Annotated in this window: 21 protein-coding genes; 10 read left to right on the top strand and 11 right to left on the bottom strand. The window is 64.2% G+C overall.

Annotated elements, in window-relative coordinates:
• Positions 1–45: 45 nt before the first annotated feature.
• The 3 genes from ACERI1_RS14655 to ACERI1_RS14645 all read right to left on the bottom strand — a co-directional run bounded on the left by ACERI1_RS14655 (position 46) and on the right by ACERI1_RS14645 (position 2,677).
• Complete coding sequence (locus tag ACERI1_RS14655; protein ID WP_373619120.1) at positions 46–843, bottom strand: class I SAM-dependent methyltransferase; 798 nt, start codon at positions 841–843, stop codon at positions 46–48.
• A gap of 47 nt (positions 844–890) precedes the next feature.
• Positions 891–1,763, bottom strand: coding sequence for a deoxyribonuclease IV (locus ACERI1_RS14650; protein ID WP_373619370.1), 873 nt, complete (start codon positions 1,761–1,763; stop codon positions 891–893).
• A gap of 77 nt (positions 1,764–1,840) precedes the next feature.
• Positions 1,841–2,677, bottom strand: a complete 837-nt coding sequence (locus ACERI1_RS14645) for a biotin/lipoate A/B protein ligase family protein (RefSeq protein WP_373619117.1) — start codon at positions 2,675–2,677, stop codon at positions 1,841–1,843.
• Positions 2,678–2,896: 219 nt separating this feature from the next.
• Between ACERI1_RS14645 and ACERI1_RS14640 the strand changes: the two genes are divergently transcribed.
• On the top strand, positions 2,897–3,805 hold the full coding sequence (locus ACERI1_RS14640; protein ID WP_373619116.1) for a serine/threonine-protein kinase RIO2: 909 nt from the start codon (positions 2,897–2,899) through the stop codon (positions 3,803–3,805).
• A gap of 274 nt (positions 3,806–4,079) precedes the next feature.
• Here the strand turns inward: ACERI1_RS14640 and ACERI1_RS14635 are convergent, their stop codons facing one another.
• Positions 4,080–4,811 carry a hypothetical protein gene (locus ACERI1_RS14635; protein WP_373619115.1) on the bottom strand — a complete coding sequence of 244 codons (732 nt, stop codon included), beginning with the start codon at positions 4,809–4,811 and terminating at the stop codon, positions 4,080–4,082.
• A gap of 298 nt (positions 4,812–5,109) precedes the next feature.
• Between ACERI1_RS14635 and ACERI1_RS14630 the strand changes: the two genes are divergently transcribed.
• The 3 genes from ACERI1_RS14630 (at position 5,110) to ACERI1_RS14620 (ending at position 7,032) form a co-directional block, all read left to right on the top strand.
• Positions 5,110–5,640 (top strand): hypothetical protein, encoded by a 531-nt coding sequence (locus ACERI1_RS14630; protein ID WP_373619114.1) that lies wholly within the window; start codon positions 5,110–5,112, stop codon positions 5,638–5,640.
• Between the two features lie 174 nt (positions 5,641–5,814).
• Positions 5,815–6,405: a 50S ribosomal protein L15e gene (locus ACERI1_RS14625; protein WP_373619113.1), complete on the top strand. Its 591-nt coding sequence runs from the start codon at positions 5,815–5,817 to the stop codon at positions 6,403–6,405.
• Between the two features lie 192 nt (positions 6,406–6,597).
• Positions 6,598–7,032: a universal stress protein gene (locus tag ACERI1_RS14620; protein WP_373619111.1), complete on the top strand. Its 435-nt coding sequence runs from the start codon at positions 6,598–6,600 to the stop codon at positions 7,030–7,032.
• Positions 7,033–7,120: 88 nt separating this feature from the next.
• On the opposite strand, the gene glmS is transcribed toward ACERI1_RS14620, so the two are convergent.
• The 3 genes from glmS to thrS all read right to left on the bottom strand — a co-directional run bounded on the left by glmS (position 7,121) and on the right by thrS (position 10,561).
• Positions 7,121–7,567, bottom strand: coding sequence for a methylaspartate mutase subunit S (glmS, locus tag ACERI1_RS14615; RefSeq protein WP_373619110.1), 447 nt, complete (start codon positions 7,565–7,567; stop codon positions 7,121–7,123).
• Positions 7,568–7,756: 189 nt separating this feature from the next.
• Positions 7,757–8,467 carry a phosphoribosyltransferase family protein gene (locus tag ACERI1_RS14610; protein ID WP_373619109.1) on the bottom strand — a complete coding sequence of 237 codons (711 nt, stop codon included), beginning with the start codon at positions 8,465–8,467 and terminating at the stop codon, positions 7,757–7,759.
• A gap of 144 nt (positions 8,468–8,611) precedes the next feature.
• Positions 8,612–10,561 carry a threonine--tRNA ligase gene (gene thrS / locus ACERI1_RS14605; protein ID WP_373619108.1) on the bottom strand — a complete coding sequence of 650 codons (1,950 nt, stop codon included), beginning with the start codon at positions 10,559–10,561 and terminating at the stop codon, positions 8,612–8,614.
• A 227-nt stretch (positions 10,562–10,788) separates the two neighbouring features.
• On the opposite strand from thrS, the gene ACERI1_RS14600 reads away from it, so the two are divergent.
• On the top strand, positions 10,789–11,130 hold the full coding sequence (locus tag ACERI1_RS14600) for a hypothetical protein (protein WP_373619107.1): 342 nt from the start codon (positions 10,789–10,791) through the stop codon (positions 11,128–11,130).
• A gap of 23 nt (positions 11,131–11,153) precedes the next feature.
• Here the strand turns inward: ACERI1_RS14600 and pyrE are convergent, their stop codons facing one another.
• Both pyrE and ACERI1_RS14590 read right to left on the bottom strand, forming a co-directional pair.
• Positions 11,154–11,681, bottom strand: a complete 528-nt coding sequence (pyrE, locus tag ACERI1_RS14595; protein ID WP_373619106.1) for an orotate phosphoribosyltransferase — start codon at positions 11,679–11,681, stop codon at positions 11,154–11,156.
• 71 nt (positions 11,682–11,752) lie between these two features.
• Complete coding sequence (locus ACERI1_RS14590; protein WP_373619104.1) at positions 11,753–12,298, bottom strand: CDP-2,3-bis-(O-geranylgeranyl)-sn-glycerol synthase; 546 nt, start codon at positions 12,296–12,298, stop codon at positions 11,753–11,755.
• 206 nt (positions 12,299–12,504) lie between these two features.
• Between ACERI1_RS14590 and ACERI1_RS14585 the strand changes: the two genes are divergently transcribed.
• The 3 genes from ACERI1_RS14585 to ACERI1_RS14575 all read left to right on the top strand — a co-directional run bounded on the left by ACERI1_RS14585 (position 12,505) and on the right by ACERI1_RS14575 (position 15,844).
• Positions 12,505–13,686, top strand: a complete 1,182-nt coding sequence (locus tag ACERI1_RS14585; protein WP_373619103.1) for a M24 family metallopeptidase — start codon at positions 12,505–12,507, stop codon at positions 13,684–13,686.
• 17 nt (positions 13,687–13,703) lie between these two features.
• Positions 13,704–15,011, top strand: coding sequence for a glutamate dehydrogenase GdhB (gene gdhB / locus ACERI1_RS14580; protein ID WP_373619101.1), 1,308 nt, complete (start codon positions 13,704–13,706; stop codon positions 15,009–15,011).
• 179 nt (positions 15,012–15,190) lie between these two features.
• Positions 15,191–15,844: a DUF502 domain-containing protein gene (locus tag ACERI1_RS14575; RefSeq protein ID WP_373619099.1), complete on the top strand. Its 654-nt coding sequence runs from the start codon at positions 15,191–15,193 to the stop codon at positions 15,842–15,844.
• A 14-nt stretch (positions 15,845–15,858) separates the two neighbouring features.
• On the opposite strand, the gene ACERI1_RS14570 is transcribed toward ACERI1_RS14575, so the two are convergent.
• Positions 15,859–16,830: an NAD(P)-dependent oxidoreductase gene (locus ACERI1_RS14570; protein WP_373619098.1), complete on the bottom strand. Its 972-nt coding sequence runs from the start codon at positions 16,828–16,830 to the stop codon at positions 15,859–15,861.
• Positions 16,831–16,958: 128 nt separating this feature from the next.
• Here ACERI1_RS14570 and ACERI1_RS14565 point away from each other — a divergent pair, with 128 nt between their 5' ends.
• Positions 16,959–18,269, top strand: a complete 1,311-nt coding sequence (locus ACERI1_RS14565; RefSeq protein ID WP_373619096.1) for an amidohydrolase — start codon at positions 16,959–16,961, stop codon at positions 18,267–18,269.
• Positions 18,266–19,516, top strand: coding sequence for a threonine ammonia-lyase (gene ilvA / locus ACERI1_RS14560; RefSeq protein ID WP_373619094.1), 1,251 nt, complete (start codon positions 18,266–18,268; stop codon positions 19,514–19,516). Before ACERI1_RS14565 ends, ilvA begins: the two co-directional genes overlap by 4 nt.
• A 113-nt stretch (positions 19,517–19,629) precedes the next feature.
• On the opposite strand, the gene ACERI1_RS14555 is transcribed toward ilvA, so the two are convergent.
• Entirely contained in the window at positions 19,630–20,991 is a 1,362-nt protein-coding gene (locus tag ACERI1_RS14555; RefSeq protein ID WP_373619092.1) for an aminotransferase class III-fold pyridoxal phosphate-dependent enzyme, read from the bottom strand.
• Positions 20,992–21,006: the final 15 nt, after the last annotated feature.

The raw sequence follows: 21,006 nt of genomic DNA, 5'->3' as shown, positions 1-21,006 counted from the left end.
ACTTGATGGTGGAACTACAAGACGATAGTGGCACTTTTCGCCGCGTCACGGAACACGACCGACCGTGACGTGAAACGGCACCGCTTCCTCACGGCGGTACTCGCGGGCCTGCATCTGCTCGATCACGTCTCGGCCCATCTCGCGCCACGAGCCCCGAAGATCGTCGTACTCGCGTTCGGTCAGCGATCCCGACAGCATCGTCTCCCGATCGTCGGCCAGCCCGTCGCCGGTCGCCTTCCGACGAGCGGCCCGTAACGCGGCGTCGCTGTAGGGCGGTTCGACCGTCCGCACGTGATCGTAGCGACGCGTCGCGAGCACCTCGAGGCCCGCCTCTGCGAACGCCTCGCGGGCGTCGGCCCCAAGCGCAACGTCTGTGCTGGCACCGTCGAGGTAGGCCCGCCGGGCCCGGCGCTCAAGGGGCCCTTCAGCGTTGACGCTCGAGTCGATCTCGACCGCGGCGTTGTCGGGTTCGACGGCTGCGACGAGATCGGTCGAGACGCGGGCGAACTCGGTCAGCGCGACCGCGGGCTCGGGCAGGTTGATCAGCAAGGCCTGACAGACGACGAGATCGAACGTCTCATCGGGAAACGGCAGCTGATAGGCATCACCAGCGACGGCGGGGACGTACTCGGCGGCGGTCGCAAGCAGATCGGGGTCGGCGTCACACCCGATCACCTCGCCGGGCGACTCCGCGGCGAGGACGCGGCTCAGTTCGCCAGTGCCACAGCCCACGTCCAGAATCCGGTCACGCGAGTCGAGGGCCAGCGGCTCGAGTGCGTCACGAGAGTCGGCCCACATCCCCTCACGGGTCCGGCTGAGGTAGTCTTCGGAGAACTCGCGCACGACCTCCGATAGCGGCGTCTCGAGTAAAAACGAGTCGATCTAGACCGCTATTCGTCGTCGCGCAGCGCTTTGACCTTCTGGATGTTCCACGCGAAGCCACGCCCGTCTTCCGTCGGCGTCTCGAGTGCGAAGGGCAGGTCCCGCAGCTCCGGGTGGTTGACGATCGCCTGCATACCGTCCTCGCCGATATAGCCCTCGCCGATGAGGGCGTGTTCGTCCTTGTGGGTCCCGACGTCGTGTTTCGAGTCGTTCAGATGAATGTACTCGAGGTACTCGAGCCCGACCACGTCGTCGAACCGACCAACGGTCTCGTCGACCGCTTCGGGCGTCGTGAGGTCGTTGCCCGCGACGAGCGTGTGTGCCGTGTCGATACAGATCCCGATGTCCGTCTCGGTGCGGTCGATAATCCCCGCGAGGTGGTCGAACTCGCCGCCGAGTTTCGTGCCGCTGCCGGCGTCGGATTCGATCAGGATCTGAACGCCCTCGGGCACCTCGAGGTCGTCGATGACGCCAGCGGCGTTGTCGAGTCCGCCCTCGACGCCCGCACCGGTGTGGGCTCCGAGGTGAACGTTCACGTATGGAACGCCCAGCGTTTCGGCGGCGTCGAGTTCCGCCTGCATGCTCTCCTTTGACTTGCGGCGCAGGTCCTCCTTCGGGGTACAGAGATTCACCAGATACGAGGAGTGGATCACCCACGGCCCCTCGAGTTTGGCGTCGCTTTCCTCACGGAAGCCGTCGGCGGCCTCCGCGGAGATGTCGGGCTGGGCCCAGACCTGTGGCGACGTCGTAAAGATCTGCCCGCAGTTCCCACCGAAGGCCGTCTGTCGGCAGACGGCGTTGCGGATGTCGTCGTACGGCGGCGTTTCGTCGTCTGAGGAGACGCGCGAGCCGGAGATCGAAACGTGTGCGCCGACCTTCATCGTCATGGATTCCCGTCAGTACCGGGCCGTGATAGGTACTTCGGAGCGTCTCGAGTAGGTGTCTCGCTGCCACTCGATTACTGCTCGTCCGCCGCGAGTACCTCCCGGTCGCGAATCCACCCGTCGCTTCCGAACTTCCGGGCAGCCAGCTCGCGGGCGGCGTCGAGTTCGCCGTCGCGCCACGTCGATTCCGTAGCATCCGACCAGTCACCCAGCGCTCCCGCGATCGCATCGACGGCGTCCTCGCGGTCGATCCCCACCTCGTCGCGGATGCTCGTCACCCGATCGGTGAACGTCGACGCCTCGAGGTCGGCATCGAAGACGCCAACGTGGTTGTGCGGCTCGAGGTCGTAACTGATCGATCCATGCTGGATGACGACGTCACGCTGGCGGTACTGGGCGTTGCCGCTGATCTTCTGGGCATCCACGCCCGCATCCGCTGACGCGACGATGTCGTGTGCCGGATTGATATCGCGTAGATAGCACGACGGCTGATAGATCGCCTCCTGTTCGGCCGAGGCGAATGCGGCGTCTACCTCCATCCTGTCAAAGGCTTCGAGGATCGGCTCGCAGAACAGCTCGTAACAGTCCATCAGGTCGCCCGGCACCTCGTCGGCTGGCGCGACGATCGTATACGAGATGTCTGCGTATCGGTCGTGATAGATCCCACCCCCGCCGGTCTGGCGGCGCGTAACGTCGATTCCTTCGCGTTCGCAAAAGTCCCAGTCGACGGTGTCGGCGTCCTGTCGATACCCAAGCGAGAGCGTGCTCGGTTCCCACGAGTAGACGCGGACGGTCCGCAGGTCGTCTTCGAGTGCCGTTCGTGCAGCGATCTCCTCGAGCGCCATCTGCGTCGCGCCTGCGCGCGGGTCGTCCCGAATCAGTCGCCAGTCCCGATCGGCAAGCGTTATCATGTACGACTCAACACGGACGAGACGCAAAGCGATTCCGGCATCGGCACGATTCTGTATATCGATATGTGATTCACGAGGGGTTGAACGAGCGTCTCGAGTCGACACACGCCGGTCGCGACGGCGCATATCGCTGGTATTCGGTCGGAGTCTCACGACGACCGGGATCGACCGCCGCTGTCCGTCACGCCGTTTTTACGTACTCACTGGTTATCGATGGCTATGGTGCGAAACGTCGCCGGATTGCTTCCGGAACTCGAGGACGAAGACTTCTATCTCCTCTCGGGGGTCGAACAAGGGATGCGCTTTTCCGAGTGGGTCCAGCGCGAAAAGCTCCCGAAGTTCGCCAATCTGACCGAAGAGGAGGTCGACTATCGCCTCGAGCGCTGTCTCAAACGCGGACTGATCGAAAAGAAGACCATCCAGTACGAGGGCTACACCCTGCAGTTCGAGGGCTACGACGTCCTCGCGTTGCGGGCACTCGTCGAACAGGACACCATCTCGGAGTTCGGATCGCCACTTGGCGTCGGCAAGGAAAGCGACGTCTACGAGGTCAAATCGTACAAACCGCTCGCGCTGAAGTACCACCGCGAGGGCTATACGAACTTCCGGGAAGTCCACAAAGAGCGCGATTACACATCGGACAACGAACACGTCTCCTGGATGTACACCGCCCGAAAGGCCGCCGAACGCGAGTACGACATTCTCGAGGAACTCTACCCCGACGTCGCGGTCCCCCAGCCGATCGGACAGAACCGCCACGCCATCGTCATGGAAAAGATGGACGGCGTCGAACTCTCGCGAACCCGACTCGAGGACGATCAGGTGCTTGGGGTCCTCGATCTGCTCGTCTCCGAAATCGATCGCGCGTACGCACACGGGTACGTCCACGCAGACATGAGCGAGTACAACGTCTTCGTCAACGAGGCGGGTGTGAAGATCTTTGACTGGCCCCAGGCCGTCCCGACGGATCACGAAAACGCCGACGAGTTCCTCCGGCGGGATCTGACGAACGTCGTGGGCTACTTCCGCCGCAAGTACCCCCAGCACGTGCCCGACGACCTTCCGATCGACGAGGTGGCCGACGCGATCACTGCCGAGTCGTTTGAAACGGTTACCGAGTTCGTGTGACCACCAGCTGGTTCGTCAGTGTCGTCCGGGTCGGTCGCCGACCGATTTGATTCGCAGTCGCACTCGCGCTCGAGGTGGCTACTCACCGTGTCGCTTCCGAGCAGCGTAGTCACCGGTTTCGCCACCGCTAGATACGTTTCTGATTGAATTCGACGGTAGCGGACTCGAGACGTGTCGTGAACGCCACACGGACGAAACCGATATCCGACCATCATACATTACATACCGATATACGGAATTGGAACGACGGTGGGAGTGTCGTTCGCAGTGGAACTCAGGCAGGCATGCCGGCAGAGCCCGGTCGGGCATCGGCGTCGGCGGGTGGCTCGAGGCTGCGAAGCTGGTCGTATGCGCGGGCGGTGGTCGCGAGCGTGTACACCGTGACGACCGCGGCGACGAGTTGCGTGAGCACGGGGCCGGCAACATCGCCGAGGAAAACCGCCGGAATCCCGGCGGCTCCAGTGACGGCGATACCGACGAACAGGACAGCCACTCCCAGTCCGAACAGCCGAAGGCGGCGACCGCGGGTCAGCGTCCAACTGCTGCGAAAGCCCTGCAGGAAGTTCTGGTCGTCGACCGCGACGAAGACGCTCCAGTAGTAGAGGCTGACGAGCACGAACAGCCCCGGCACGAGCAGGAAGACGCTACCGACGGCGACGAGCAACACGTAGACGATCGTGCCGACGAAGACGTTGAGCGTGGCGAGGCCGATCCGTCGGCGGCGGAACTCGCGGGGGATCGTCTCGGTTTCCGCCGACGCGAACGTCCGGAGTGCGACGATGGCTGTCGCGATCGTCACGATTCCGACCACTAGCGAAACGAGTCCGGCAGAGAGGACGATAGCTCCGGATACAGGCACCGTCCCGGTAGCAGGATCGAATCCTATGGCAGTCACGAGTGCGTTCAGGACTGCGAGAACGGCGAATACGGCGATGAAAACGAGTCCGTTTCGCTCGGTGGTGCGAGAGAACCCGTCGGACATCGCGTCAATGATGCTGAAGGCCATACTGTAGCAGACGCGCTCGAGGTAGATATACTCGCACTGTCATGTGGGTTTACGAAGCGGAATGTCACGGCTTAGAAGCAGTTTAAAATACGCATTCGAAGTTAACAGAATAAGAGTATGTCTCATAATGTCGGCCACGTCGACGGTAGTATGGCAGACGGTTGAGAATCCGCATTCGTCCAGTGGTCGATCCAACTGGGTGACGATCGGTCACACTGATGGAACTAGTGCCACACGCTACTCTCACTGACACCGGTGAATGCTTGAATTAATCAGCCTTGCATCCGTAGCTCCATTCATGAGTGTTAGCACTGAACACGAGCTCGACGGCGTCGGCGTGTGGGGCGGTGGCGTTACGGGCGGGTTAGTCGCCGGTATCGCCATGGGGCTGGTGCTTCACTTCGGCGGAGACCAGATCGAACTGCTGGGTGGTCTCGCAGTCGAACCCGAACTCGCAGTCGGGGCTGGCTGGGCGATTCACCTGATGATAAGCATCGCGTTCGGGCTGGTGTTCGCCGCCCTCGTCTCGAGGCCAGCAGTCCAGCAACTGGTGACCGATTTCAGCGACTATATTATCGCGGGGCTCGCCTTCGGTGCCGTCATCGGTCTCTTCGCCAGCGGCGTCCTGTTCCCGTTCGCGATGGAACGCGTCGGGGTGGCCACGTTGCCAGTGCCGTTTCTGTCGGTCCCGGGGCTCACAGCGGAGCTGTTCGGTGCACTCCTGTTCGGGTTCGGCCATCTCGTGTACGGGCTGGTGATTGGGGCCGTCTTCGCGACGATCAACGGCATCGCACCGAGCGGCGTTCGCGAGCGCGTTCCAGTGCGGTAACGCGCTCACGGAGTTCGAAGCCCTTATACTCGAGAGTTGGGTAGGTCCGGTAGACTCGCTGGTTCGCGGGCATCAGCGGGCACCTGCACGGTATCGGGCCGCAGGTCGGGATGTGATCCGCGGGGCATGTGCCCCGGTCGGGATTGAACCAGAAAACGCCCGCGGGTGAATACGATGGCAAAAAGCTTCTATTCCCACATCAAGGACGCATGGAAAGACCCCGACGACGGCAAGCTCGGGGAGCTGCAGTGGCAGCGCAAACAGGAGTGGCGCAAGCAGGGTGCGATCGAGCGAATCGACCGCCCGACGCGACTCGACAAGGCGCGCGAACTCGGCTACAAGGCCAAACAGGGCATCATCGTGACCCGGGTCTCGGTCCGTAAAGGGACCGCCCGGAAGCAGCGACACAAGGCCGGTCGGCGCTCGAAGCGTCAGGGTGTCAACCGCATCGGACGACGCAAGAACATCCAGCGCATCGGTGAGGAGCGCGTCTCCCGGAAGTACCCCAACCTGCGCGTGCTCAACAGCTACTGGGTCGGGGAAGACGGCTCGCAGAAGTGGTTCGAGATGATCCTCGTCGATCCGAACCACCCCGCGATCGAGAACGACGACGACCTCAACTGGATCTGCAGCGACGACCACCAGAACCGCGCGTTCCGCGGGCTCACCAACGCCGGCACGGCAAACCGTGGGCTCAACAACCGCGGTAAAGGTGCCGAGAAGGTCCGCCCGTCCAACACCGGCGGCCAGGGCCGCGCGAAGTAACACGCGGCGACACAACAGTCGATTTCACGCCGATTTTTCTGCGACTCGAGTCGAGAGCGGCGCGTACGACAGCCGCAGCTGGCCCACGCGACGCTCATCGATCACGACTTACCGTCTGCCAGCCTGCGGGCGCGTTCCCGCGGGGTTGCCCCAAGAGGTGGACTTATTCCACGGGCAGACGTACCGCCGCGTATGGCACGGCACGTTCTCGTGGCAGTTGACGACTCGGCGCAATCGACTGACGCGCTCGAGTTCGCCTGCTCGGAGTATCCGGACGCGACGATCACCGCGCTCTACGTCCTCGATCCGGGTGATTTCTACGCGGTAAGTGGCGTCGAAGGGACAGCGATGGCCAACTACGAGGAGGTACAGCGCCACCACGAGGAGCGCGCCGATGAGATCTTAGAAGAGGCTCGCGAGCAGGCCGCCAACCACGGCGTCGAGATCGAGACGGACCACGTCGTCGGCAGCGTCTCGCGGTCGATCGTCGACTACGCCGACGAACACGATGTCGATCATATCGTCGTCGGCAGCCACGGTCGGACCGGGGCGAGCCGAATTCTTCTCGGCAGCGTCGCCGAGACGGTGGCTCGCCGGTCGCCGGTACCGGTGACGATCGTCCGGTGACTGCCAGCCAGTATGCGGTATCGGTTACGATCAGCAACTGCTACTGCTGGTCGATAGAAAACGGCGAAAAGCAGCGGCGTCGCGGCGATTACGCCGAGACGGTCTGGCTTTCCTGTTCGGACTCACTCGAGCGCATGTCCAGATCGGCCCGCAGGGCCTCGATGGCATCTTCGGGGTCGGTCTCGGAGTCGAAGACTCGGTCGAAGCCCAGTTCGCGGAAGAACTTGCGAGTCTCCTCGAAGTCGTCCTGCCCGACGGCGAGATTGCCACCGATGTAGGTCGTCACGTCGAGATCGGAATCGGCGATGCGCTGGTGGAAGCCCTCACAGTCCTGTTTCGCATGACCGTAGAGTGACGAGACGAGTACAGCCTCGGCGTCGTTGGCAGATGCCGCTTCGATGAACTCTTCCTGGGAGGTCTGCACCCCGAGGTTGACGACATCGAATCCAGCTGCCTCTAGTGCCTGTTCCAGGATGGTAATCCCGACAACGTGAGCGTCCGAGCCGATCACGCCGAGGATGACTGTCTTCGTCATGTGCGTACCACCACAAACTGCGGGCACCACCATAAACCTAATGATTAATAATGTGGCACTGATTCACATGGTGATCCCAGGCGGGAGTTACACGCGAGCAGCCGTAGACGAGTCGCTCGCTGGAATACGCTGGCGGTTACGATCGTTCCTCGAGGAGAGACTGTCGGAGAGAACTGGTCGACTCAACAATTAAACGGTCGTCAGCGCGCCGACCGGCGCGTCGGTGTGGTTGCGGGCACGCTGAATCCCGTCTTCGCCGGCTGCGATGAGCGCGAAGACGCCTGCAACGTCGGCCTCAGCGGTGTGAGCGATGTCGAGTAGCAGTTCCTGTGTCTCACCCGATCGGATGAGGTCGTCGACGACGAGCACCGACTCGCCGGGGTCGATCGCGGAGGCGGGCAGGTAGTAGGTGAGTTCGATCCCCGACTGCAGGCGCTGGCGGGCCTCGATGAACTCCTCGACGGCGGTCTCCTTGCGCTTTTTCGCGTAGGCACAGCGGACACCGTAGTAGCTCGCGAGCGCAGCCGCAAGCGTGATGCCGTCGGTCGCGGCGGTGAGCACGACATCGGGGCGCTCGAAGTCGAAGCCGTTGGCGACGACCGGCGCGGCCAAATCGAGAAACGGCTGATCGAAGACGGTCGCGGAGTTGTCGACGTACCCATCGTCATCGACGCGAATGCGTGCGTCGAGTTCCTCGGCCAACGCCTCTCTACCGAGGTCTTCGACGACCTCTCGCGCGCGGTCAGTGCCGGGGAGAACGTGCCCGTTGACGTACCGATTGAGATCGCCCGCCGGCAGCCCTGTCGTCTCAGCAAGTTCGTCGTAGGTCCGGGTTTCTTTCAACATTCGCAACACGTCGACGGCCCGCAACTGGAGGGCTGCCTTCTCGGCTCTGTTCATACAGATATGCACGATTCCGCAACCATGGCTATTACGATCGGGTTTGGACCGCAGAATCAGCACGAACATGGTGTAATCCCGCACGACGATTGGCGAACCCGAAATCAGGCGTTGGTCAGCGCGAAAACAGGGGTCGAAAAAGGTCTAGTCCTGCAGGAAGTCCGGCTCCGTCCGCTGTTCGTCGCGTTCGGCCTCGAGGTGGGCGCGGAAGTCCTCGATTTCGACGTCGTACTCCTGATCCTCGAAGCGGTCGCGAACCGAGATGTTGCCGTCTTCTTCCTCGTTGTCGCCGACGATGATCTGGTAGGGCACGCGGTCGTCGTGGGCCGCGCGGATCTTCCGCTCGAGCGTCGAGTCGCGGCCGTCGACCTCGACGCGGAAGTCGTCGAACTCGTTTGCCACGCGGTGGGCGTAGCCGAGGTTTGCGTCGGAGATCGGCAGCACGCGGACCTGTTCGGGCGCGAGCCACAGCGGGAACCGGCCCTCGTAGTGCTCGATGAGCATCATGAAGAACCGCTCGTAGCTGCCATACAGCGCGCGGTGGATCATGACCGGGCGGTGTTCCTCGTTGTCCTCGCCGACGTAGTTCAGGTCGAACCGCTCGGGCATGTTGAAGTCCAGTTGCACCGTGGGGCCGTCCCACGAGCGACCGATGGCATCCTCGAACGCGAAGTCGATCTTCGGCCCGTAGAACGCGCCGTCGCCCTCCTCGATCTCGTACTCGTGGCCGTGGGCCTCGAGCACGCTCTCGAGTTGCTCCTCGGCGCGCTCCCAGATTTCGTCGGAGCCGACCGACTTCTCGGGGCGGGTTGCGAGGGCCATCTCGTAGTCGAGATCGAACGTCTCGAGGACGTCCGTGATCATGTCCATGATCTCTTCGACTTCGCGTTTGATCTGGTCGGGGCGGATGAACAGGTGGCCGTCGTCGATCGTGAAGGCCCAGACCCGCGAGAGGCCCGAGAGCTCGCCGCGTTGCTCCTTACGATAGACTTTGCCGTTCTCGGCGTACCGGATCGGGAGGTCGCGGTAACTCCAGGAGTGATCCTGGAAGATGGCGGCGTGGCCAGGACAGTTCATCGGCTTCAGGCCGAACTCGTCGTCGCCGACGTCGAAGATGAACATGTCATCCTGGTAGTTCTCGTAGTGGCCCGACCGGTGCCAGAGATCCGTCTTGAAGACGTGGGGCGTCTCGACGTAGTCGTAGCCCGCCTCCTTATTGAGGGTCTCGACGAAGTCCTCGAGTTCCTTCAGGACCGTCTTCCCGGCGGGGTGATACAGCGGCAGCCCGGGGCCAGTGACGTCCTGAATCGAGAAGAGATCCATCTCGTTGCCGATCCGGCGGTGGTCGCGTTTTTCGGCTTCCTGCTTGCGCTCTAAGAAGTCCTCGAGATCGCTTTCGTCCTCGAAGGCCGTCCCGTAGATCCGGGTCTGCATCGTGTTGTCCTCGTCGCCGCGCCAGTACGCGCCGGCGATCTCGAGCAGTTCGATCGCGCCGATCTCGCCCGTCGAGTCGACGTGCGGGCCAGCACAGAGGTCTTCCCACTCGCCCTGGCTGTAGAACGTGACGGTCTCGTCTTCCTCGGCGAGTTCCTCGAGGAGTTCGAGCTTGTAGGGCTCGTCTGCAAGCCGCTGCTCTGCGTCCTCGATCGAAACCTCCTCGCGCTCGATCTCGTAGTCTTCCTCGATTATCTCCTCCATCTCGGACTCGAGGTCGGCGAGGTCCTCCTCGTCGACGTCGAGATTGTCGAAGTCGTAGTAGAAGCCCTCGTCCGTCGGCGGGCCGATCGCGAGTTTGACCTCCTCGGCGTCGTACAGCCGTTCGACGGCCTGTGCGAGACAGTGGGCCGCGGAGTGGCGCATGACGCGGAGATACTCGTCGGACTGGTCCGTGATGATCTCGAGTTCAGCGCCGTCGTAGGCCGGCTCTTCTTTGGCGACGAGGTCGCCGTCGAGTTTGCCGGCGATCGTGTCGCTGCCGAGGCCGGGGCCGATCTCGTAGGCACAGTCCTCGACCGTGGCATCGGCGTCGACCTCGAGTTCCGATCCGTCGGGCAGTACGACCGCTATCTGCTGCTGTGAATCTGATTCTGACATGGCTGTGGATGTGGTGAAAATCCCGGTGGCGTGTCCGCGCCGCGTCCCGCACACTGGTCGACCGGAGCCGACACAATACACGGTAGGTGGGAGTTAGAAACGGGCAAACGCCCCTGTAAAGCGGACACCTACCATCGTAGCTACGCGTAGTCTCGAGCGGAATAAAAGCATTGTGATGGGGCGCCACCGGCAGAACGGTTTTCGCTCCGAACCGGCTACGTCACGTCGTGGACTTCGATCCGCCGGGAGACGACGATCCGCTCGAAGACCCGTTCGGTGATGACCCGCTCGAGGATCCGTTCGAGAGCGATCCACTCGAGGACCCGATCGGAGACAGGAGCGGTGACGACGATCTCGAGCGGACGTTCAGCGAGATTTCGCGATCGACGCTGCTCGCGTTCGTCGTCGTCGCGGTGCTCGTTCACGCCGGTCTCTTCGGCGCGAGCCTCGGCGTGATGCTGATCGGATTCCGGAGCCAGTGGGTCGGCGGCGGCGCGCTCGCGATCGGCGGGACCCTCGCGCTGGTCGTCGCTGTCGTGGTGTACCGTCGGTACAGTGCCCGCACGTGAGTCACGACGCGGTGACTCAGTCGTCAGTCCTGATCGGCCAGCAGCTCCTCGGCGGTGACGAGCGCCTCCATCTCGACGTCCGCGTCCTCGACGTTCTCGCGACCGCCTTCCTGCCGATCGACGACGACCAGCGCGCGCTCGACGGTCGCGCCGGCGTCACGGAGTGCCTCGATCGCGTCGACGAGACTCGTCCCCGTCGTCACGATATCCTCGAGAACGACGACTTCTTCGCCCTCCTCGAGCCGGCCCTCGACCAAGTTCGCGGTGCCGTAGTCCTTGCGCTGCTTGCGCGCGATGACGTAGGGAACGTCGGCTTCGACGCTCGTCGCGGCGGCAAGCGGGACGCCGCCCAGCGCGACGCCGCCGAGTTTGTCGTCGCTCTCGAGTTTGTCGGCGAAGGCTTCGGCGATCAACTCGAGACAGCCCGGATCGGTCTCGAAGAGGTATTTGTCGACGTAGTACTCGCTGGTGCCGCCGTGGGAGAGTTCGAATTCGCCAAACTGGACGGCATCGGCCCCACGCAGGGCGTCGATGAGCGCTTGGTTCGTCATTACTCGAGAACGCGGCCCCGACTGAAATAAGCGGTGTGAAACGGGACGCCGAACGCGCGCGTAGTAATTTGCTACCAGGGTTCGTTCTTCAGACCGAGCTTGTACGCGATCACGTTCGTCGTCACGTGCAGAATCGGCGTCACCACGACGACGACGAGGATGACCTCGAGCGTAAACCAGGTCAGGAACCAGTCGGTCGCCAGCAGCGCGGTCAGCGGCAGGGAGACGACGACGAAATCAAGCTGGTCGAGGCCGGGAAACATCGCGCCGCGCTGGCGGCCGCTGCGGCGCTTGAGAAACGAGGCGAGGATGTCACCGAACATCGCACCGCCGGCGAGGCCGAGCGCCGCGAGGGGTTCGAATCGCGGGACAGCGAAGCCGAGGGCATCACTGACAGTTGGTTCGATGACGGTCAGGACGACCGCGAGTGCGACGCCAGCGACGATTCCCATCGCCGTCCCACGCCACGTCTTGCCGTCGCCCAGCACGCGCCTGTCGCCCCACGTCCGACCGCCGTCGATAGGCCGACCACCGCCGGCCAGTACCGCGGCGTTGTTGGGAACATAGGCGGGCAACATCGCCCAGAACGCGATCACGATAGTCTCGAGTATTGCCATATCCGGCGGGACGAACCGACGTGTCTTAACCGCCGGTGGTTCGGCGGAACGACGGCGGGGTTGCGGAGTCAGACGACATGCTCGGCGTGACTGCTGTGTGCCCGCTCACGACGGACGCCGCACATCTGTAAACAGTATCTGTTCCCAAGATACACGAAAAGCTTTTGCCTATTCTGGTTGATGCGTTTCGGAGAGGGCTTGTTAGCATGCCACGAGAGCATATTTTCGACGAAGCCGAGTACGAGCGACGGGTCACCCGGACCAAAGACCGACTACGCGAGGAGAACCTCGACGCGATCGTCGTCGCCGATCCGGCGAACATGAACTATCTGACGGGCTACGACGGCTGGTCGTTCTACGTTCATCAGGCCGTCGTGGTCACGCCCGAGCGTGACGAACCCGTCTGGATCGGGCGCGAGATGGACGCCAACGGCGCGCGCGCGACGACGCATCTCTCCGAGGCGAGTATTCGATCCTACAGCGACGACCACGTCCACTCACCGTACGACCTCCATCCGATGGACTACGTCGCGGGCGTCTTAGAGGACCTCGAGGTCGCCGACGGGCGGATCGGCCTCGAGATGGACGCCTCCTACTTCACGGCGAAGTCCTACACCCGGCTGCAAAAGAACCTCTCCGAGGCCGCGTTCGAAGACGCGACGCTGCTGGTCGGCTGGGTCCGGATCAAGAAATCAGAGCAGGAACTCGCGTACATGCGCGAGGCCGCTCGCATCTCCGAGCATGCGATGCAGGCAGGGTTCGACGCCATCGAGGAGGGCGTCCCCGAGTACGAGGCCGCGGCCGCGATCTACGACGCGCTCATTACCGGCACCGAGGCGTACGGCGGCGATTACCCATCGATCGTCCCGCTGATGCCGTCCGGCGATCACACCGGCACGCCACATCTGACCTGGACCGATCGGCCCTTCGAGGACGGCGATCCCGTCATCATCGAACTCTCGGGCTGCCGTCACCGGTATCACTCGCCGCTGGCTCGCACGACGTTCGTCGGCGATCCGCCCGCGAAACTCGCAGAGACTGCCGAGATCGTCGTCGAGGGGCTCGAGGCGGCGCTCGACGCCGCCGAACCCGGCGTCACCTGCGAGTCCGTCGAGAAAGCGTGGCGCGAGACGATCGCCCAGTACGGCCTCGAGAAGGAGGATCGGATCGGCTACTCGATGGGGCTTGGCTACCCGCCGGACTGGGGCGAACACACTGCGAGCCTGCGTCCGGGCGACGACACGGTGCTCGAGGAGGACATGACGTTCCACATGATTCCGGGCATCTGGACCGACGAACTCGGCGTCGAGATCAGCGAGACGTTCCACGTGACGAGCGACGGTGCTGAAACGCTGGCCGAGTTTCCGCGACAACTGTTTACGACGTAACGTCGTCAGGGATACACATGAGCACGCCACCAGCCGCGGACGAGGCGGTATCGGACGACGAGCTCGACTCGGCGCTGACCACCGCTCGCCGGCAGTTAGAGCGCGCGGCGACCCACGTCGACGTCGATCCCGGCGTCGTCGAGCGGCTGAAACACCCCACGCGGGTCCAGCAGGTGTCGGTACCCTTAGAGCGCGACGGCGGCTCCGTCGAGGTGTTTACCGGGTATCGGGCCCAACACGACGACGTGCGCGGACCCTACAAGGGCGGGTTGCGCTACCATCCGGAAGTGACTGCCGACGAGTGTATCGGTCTCTCGATGTGGATGACCTGGAAGTGTGCGGTGATGGACCTCCCTTTTGGCGGCGGGAAAGGCGGCGTCGCCGTCGATCCCAAGTCATTGAGCGGCGACGAAACCGAACGGCTCACCCGCCGGTTTGCCGAGGAACTGCGCAACATGGTCGGGCCGACGAAAGACGTTCCGGCCCCGGACATGGGCACCGACGCCCAGACGATGGCCTGGTTCATGGACGCCTACTCGATGCAACAGGGCGAGACCATCCCCGGCGTCGTCACCGGCAAGCCGCCGGTCATCGGCGGCTCCTACGGTCGCGAGGAGGCACCCGGCCGGTCGACCGCGATCATCGCCCGTGAAGCCGTCGACCACTACGATCGCGAGCTCTCGAACACCACTGTCGCCGTCCAGGGCTTCGGAAGCGTCGGGGCCAACGCCGCCCGCCTGCTCGAGGACTGGGGTGCGACCATCGTTGCCGTCAGCGACGTCAACGGCGCGATCTACGACCCCGACGGGATCGATGTCGACGCGATCCCGTCCCACGACGAGGAGCCGGAAGCCGTCACGAGCTACGCGACCGAGCTCGCCGACGGAGACAGCGCTCGCCGACTCTCGAACGCGGACCTGCTCGAGTTAGACGTCGACGTCCTGATCCCCGCGGCCGTCGGCAACGTCATTACTGCCGACAACGCCGACGCGATCCAGGCCGACATCGTCGTCGAGGGCGCGAACGGTCCGACGACGTTCGCCGCCGACGCCATCTTAGAGGAGCGAGACATCCCGGTCGTCCCAGATATCCTCGCGAACGCGGGCGGCGTGACGGTGAGCTACTTCGAGTGGCTTCAGGATATCAACCGCCGCCAGTGGTCGCTCGAGCGCGTCAACAGGGAGCTCGAAGAACACATGCTCGATGCCTGGAACGACGTCCGTGCGGAGGTCGAGGACGGCGGGTTGACGTGGCGCGACGCTGCGTACGTGGTAGCGCTGTCCCGGGTCGCCGAGGCGAAAGAAACTCGCGGGCTCTGGCCGTAGCCGGTCGCGACACCCGACTCGAGCGGGTCACCGTCACGCCGATCGCTGAGCGCAGACTGCCGGACAACACGGCGGAGGGCGTCGCTGCCGATCGCACTCGAGACGCGATGGGGTCGTTCCGGACTGTTGTCCAGCGGGAAAGGAAAGGGCTCATGTCCCACCGACTATATGATCGGATAATGGCGTCGTGGAAGCGAGTCTTCGCAAGCGGGCTGATCCTCATCGGGCCGATACTCGTCACGCTGTACGTCGTGTATCGAGCCTACGCGATCGTAGCCGGGCTCACGCCGACAGCCGTGGTCGATGCACAGGCCCTGCAGGGTGTGATCGCCCACGAGCCGACCCGCTCGCTCGTCACCCACGTCCTCCGGCTCGCGCTCTCGCTGTCGGTCTTTTTGCTTGTGACGATCGTGATCGGCACCCTGACCCGAACGACGGTCGGTGATCTCTTCGCCCGCGGCGTCGACGGCGTCGCGAACCGCCTTCCGGGACTTCGAGTCCTCTACAACGCGTCGAAGATCGCCGCCGAAACCACGATCGGCGAGGAACAGGCCCTCCAGGAACCCGTCAGAGTCGAGAGCTGGGACGGGAAGGAGATGCCGGCGTTCAAGACCGGCCACACGACCAGCGACGGACGGACAGTACTTTTCATTCCGACGGCACCGAACATCTCCTCCGGATTCGTCGTCGAAGCCGAGGACGATCGCATCACCGAAACGGACGAGCGTGTCGACGAAGTGCTCGCGCGGGTCCTGAGCGGCGGGTTCGGTGAGTCGACACATCCACAGTTAGCCAACCGATCGGACCGATCCGAGATAGCCGACGAGGAGTGATCGGCCCGCCGACCTCAGTTCGAGTCGGGCCGGACCACCGCGTTCTCGAGATCGCCGTCGGCCTCGAGCGCCTCGACGTTGTGTGCGACGATGTCGGCCAGTCGATCCCAGTGTTTCGGCGTGTGACCGCCGGTGTGAGGCGTGATCAGACAGTTCTCGAGATCCCAGAGTGGGTGATCGTTCGGCAGCGGTTCGGGGTCGGTCACGTCCAGAGCGGCCCCGCGGATGCCGTTGAACTGCAGCGCCGAGACGAGCGCGTCGGTGTCGACGATCCCACCGCGGGCCGCGTTGACGATGACCGCGTTCGGGGGAAGCGTCGCTAACTCGTCTTCGCCGACGAGCCCGCGGGTCAGGCCGTTCAGCGGACAGGCGAGGACGACGTAGTCGCTGCGGGAAAACGCCTCGTGGACGTCGGCCTCGTCGAAGCCGAGCACCTCGTCTGTCGGGCCACCCTTGGACGGCGTATACCGGATGCCGATCGTTTCGACCTCGAACCCCTCGAGTCGTTTGATGACTTCCTGGCCGATCGAGCCGAGGCCGACGATCGTGACGGTGCTATCGGTGAACTCCGAGGACTGGAAGTGGCGCCACTCGTCGTGTTGCTTGCGTCGCCAGCCCTCGTGGAGCCGGCGTGCGAAGACGAGCATGTTGCCGATCGTCTGCTCGGCGATGCCGGGCGCGTGGATGCCGCCGGCGTTCGTCACGGCGACGCCGTGGTCGGCCAGTTCGTCCACCGGCACGTGGTCGGTGCCGGCGAAGGTACACGCGAAGAGTTCGAGCCGATCGGCACGCTCGAGGAGGTCCACCTCGATCGTGATGCCGGTCACGACCTGCGCCTGCGGGACCAGTTCGCGCTCTTCGTGAGGCGTCCGCGCGAGCGCGACGGTGTGATTCGGCAGCCGCTCGCGCAGCGTGTCGGCGTACGACTCCATCGACAGCCCTTCCGTCCCCTCTCGCAGAACGACGATATCTGGATTCGTGTACATGTGGATCGTCCTCGCGCCACAACGGCGCGTTGTGCGACGATTGTCAGCAGCTGACTTATCCTTTTTGTGTATCCATCGTCAACGACAACTGTGTATAGTTAAGGGAGTTGGCCACGTCAATGATACACATGCACGAACCAGTACGGGATCGCCTCGTGTCGCTGCGACGGAATCTCCACCGCCACCCCGAACCCGCGTGGCGCGAGTTTACCACCACCGCCCGGCTCGTCGACGAAATCCGTGCGATCGGCGTCGACGAACTCGCCGTCGGTTCGGAGGCCTACGACCCTGCCGACCGAATGGCCGTCCCCGACGCCGATCTCGAGCCCTGGCGCGAACGCGCCCGCGAGCGTGGCGCCGACGAGGAGCTGCTCGAGCGGCTGGCCGGCGGCACCACCGGCGCGGTCGCCGTCCTCGAGCGCGGCGACGGGCCGGCGATCGGCCTGCGCGTCGACATCGACGGGCTGTTCATCGAGGAGTCGAGCGACGCTGACCACGACCCCGCAGCCGGGGGCTTTCGCTCGGAGATCGACGGCACGATGCACGCCTGCGGCCACGACGCCCACATGACCTGGGGACTGGCCGCCCTCGAGGCGATCGCCGAGAGCGACTTTTCGGGACGCCTCGTCGTCTTCTTCCAGCCTGCCGAGGAGACCGGCGGCGGCGGTTGTCCGATGGCCAAAAGCGAGTACGCCGACGGGCTGGACTACCTGCTCGCGGTCCACGTCGGCCTCGATCATCCGACCGGCGAAGTGGTCGCTGGGATCGAGAAGCCGCTGGCGATGTGCCACGTCGACGCGACGATCGAGGGGACGTCCGCACACGCGGGCAAAGCACCGAACGAGGGGGCAAACGCCATGCACGCGATGGGAACGGCGATCGAGAACGCCTACGGCATCCCTCGCCACGCCGACGGGATGACCCGCGTGAACATCGGCAAAGCAGAGGCCGGCACCGCGAGCAACGTCATCGCCGAGCGCGCCCACATGGAAGCCGAAGCCCGCGGCGAGACGACCGAACTGATGGAGTTCATGAAACGACGCCTCGAGCGCACGATCCGATCGGCGGCGGAGCTACACGGTTGTCGGGCCGATGTCGACGTGGTCAGCGAGTCGCCCCGCGCCGACAGCGACCCCGAACTGCAGTCGCTCGTGAGCGAGGTCGCCGGCGGCGTCACGGGGATCGAACGCGTGCTGCCGGCAGCCGACTTCGGCGCGAGCGAAGACGCGACCTTCCTGATGGAACGCGTCCAGGACGACGGCGGCCTGGCCACGTACCTGATCGTCGGCACCGACCACCCGACGAGCCACCACACGCCCACCTTCGACGTCGACGAGCGCAGCCTCGAGCATGGCGTCGACGTGCTCGTCGAGACGATCCACGAACTCGAGCACCGACATCCGGTCACGCGGACGGCGGCGGACAGGGGTGACGAATGACCGAGGGCAGCGAACCGGATGAGCCCCGCGTCACCCTCGCAGATATCGAGGACGCCCAGGCGCGCATCGCGGACGTGGTCCACCGAACCCCACTCGATACCTCGCGGACATTCGCCGAGATGAGCGGTGCAGCCGCGGTCGGGCTCAAACTCGAGAACGTCCAGCGAACCGGCTCGTTCAAGATCCGCGGGGCGTACAACAAGATGGCCCAGCTCTCGGACGCAGAACGCGAGGCGGGGGTCATCGCCTCGAGCGCGGGCAACCACGCCCAGGGCGTCGCGCTGGCCGGCGACCTGCTCGATATCGAGACGACGATCGTGGTTCCCGAGGTCACCCCCGCGGCAAAGATCGAGGCCACCCGCGGCTACGGGGCCGAGGTCGTCGTCGAGGGCGACATCTACGAGCGCTCCTACGAGTACGCCACGGAACGGGCCGCCGAGACCGGCGAGACGTTCGTCCATCCTTTCGACGACGAGGCGATCGTCGCCGGGCAAGGGACGATCGGGCTCGAACTGAGTGAGCAGTTCCCCGAAATAGACACCGTGCTGGTCGCGATCGGCGGCGGCGGGCTGATTTCAGGGATCGGGACGGTCTTGAACGCCGCCGACAGTGAGACTCGGGTTATCGGGGTCCAGCCCGAGGGGGCCGCCCACGCGAAACCGTCGCTCGAAGCCGGCGAGATCCGCGAACTCCCCGACATCGACACCGTTGCGGAGGGAATTGCGGACACGCGTATGCTCGAGACGACTTTCGCGATCGCCCGCGAGGTCGTCGACGACGTGGTGAGCGTAAGCGATCGGGAGATCGCCGCCGCGGTGGCCCTGCTGGCCGAGCGCGCGAAGACCGTCGCGGAGAGCGCCGGAGCCGCGCCGCTGGCGGCTGCGCTCTCGGACGACGTAAATCTCGAGGGAGACCACGTCGGCGTCGTGATCTCCGGCGGCAACGTGAACCTCACCGAGCACGCCGAACTGACACGAACGGGACTATGTGAACTCGAGCGCTACGCCGAGGCTCGGCTGGCGCTCGCGGGATGGCCGGCGTCCGTCGGTGACGTGGTCGAGACCGTAGAATCACGAGGTGCTGAACTGGATGTGTTCGAGCGCGCGCGTCGCACCGGCGTCGACGAGCCGAACCGGACGCCCGTGACGATCGGCCTCGAGGGCAGCGGTCCGGCGCATTTGACCGGCGTGCTCGAGGCGCTGGCGCGACTCGAGGGTGTGTCGATCGTCGAGCGGTCGATCGAGTGACCGGGTTCAGGGCATCCTTAACAGAATTCGTTTATTCGACCGGGATGGAACGATCGATACCCGTCCTCGAGCCGGGTGGAAAAACGAAAATCGAACAGCCCGTTCGTCGACCGTCAGGCTACCGTCGCGCTCGGGCTGACGGCCTCGATCGCCTCGAGAAAGAGCCCAATTCCTAATTCGATCTCGCGTTCTGTTGAGTCGAGTGGTGGGAGCAACCGGATCGTTTTCGTGCCACAGCCAAGGGTCAACAGCCCTCGCTCGAGGGCAGCTTCGACCACGGCGTCCCGTCGTTCTGCCGTATCGAACTCGACGGCGAGCATCAAGCCCTTGCCGCGGACGTCCACGACGGAGTCGGGCGCATCGTCGCGAACGCGTTCTTTTGCCTGCTTGCCGCGCCGAGTCGCGTTGTCGAGCAGGTCATGTTCCTCGATGGCCTCGAGCGTAAACGCACCCATCATCGAGCCGAGCATGTCGCCGCCGCCGAACGTCGATCCGAGCCGGTTCTTCTGGTCGGGGAAGACCTCAGAGCGGGAGATCGTCGCGCCGACGCGCAGGGCCTTCGCGCTGGCGATGACGTCCGGCTCGATCGGGTAGTGGTCGGAGGCCCAGATCTCGCCGGTTCGACCGATCCCGGCCTGAATCTCGTCGACGACCAGCGGGATGTCGTAGGTGTCGGTGACGTCCGCAACCTCCTGCATGAACGCCTCGCTGGGGAACCGGTAGCCGCCGACGCCCTGGATTGGCTCGAGCGCCAAGAACGCGATCTCGTCGGGGTCGATGTGGCCGCCTTCGGGTGCGAGCATCCCTCGGAGCTGTGAGTTGCTGTCCGCGAAGAAGCCACAGTCACAGCTGTCAGCGTTACAGCCGCGATCGGCACAGAACGGCACCATTTCAATGCCGTCGATCTGGGGGTAATGGCGCGTGTAGACCGACTTGGACTTCGTGATCGACAGCGTCCCGAGGGTGCGACCGTGGAAACTGCCTGCAAAGGCGACGCCGTACTTCGCGGGCGCGCGGTAGTCGTTCGTGATCTTCATCGCGTTTTCCATGGCCTCCGCGCCGGAGTTCGACAGGAAGACCGTATCCATCCCGTACTGGCTCGAGACCTCGGTCAGCTTTTGCATGAGGTGACTCGAGCCCGGCACCGTCGATTCCTCGGGGGTCGGGCCGGCACCAAAGTACATGTCTTGCCCGGCGATCTTCATCGGCTCGACGAGATCGAACTCACGAATTTTCTCGAGGATCGTTTCGTTATTGTAGCCGAGCGGGGCCGCACCGATGTGGCAGGTGAAATCGAGCAGGACGTTGCCGTCGACATCGGTGACGAACGGGCCGTCGGCCTCCTGGGTCACGTCCCAGACGAACTCATGTGAGTACTCGCTCGGCGCGGAGTACTCCTGGTGGAAGTTCACCCACTGCTGGGCGTTCGGACCCGGTAGCGCGTCAGCGTCGGGTTCCGCCGTGTCCCTGTCCATACACAGTTTATGTGT

Source organism: Natrinema sp. HArc-T2 (assembly GCF_041821085.1).
Classification (GTDB): domain Archaea; phylum Halobacteriota; class Halobacteria; order Halobacteriales; family Natrialbaceae; genus Natrinema.
Note: the sequence above shows the minus strand (reverse complement) of the source record. Positions and strands in the feature narration are given on the sequence as shown.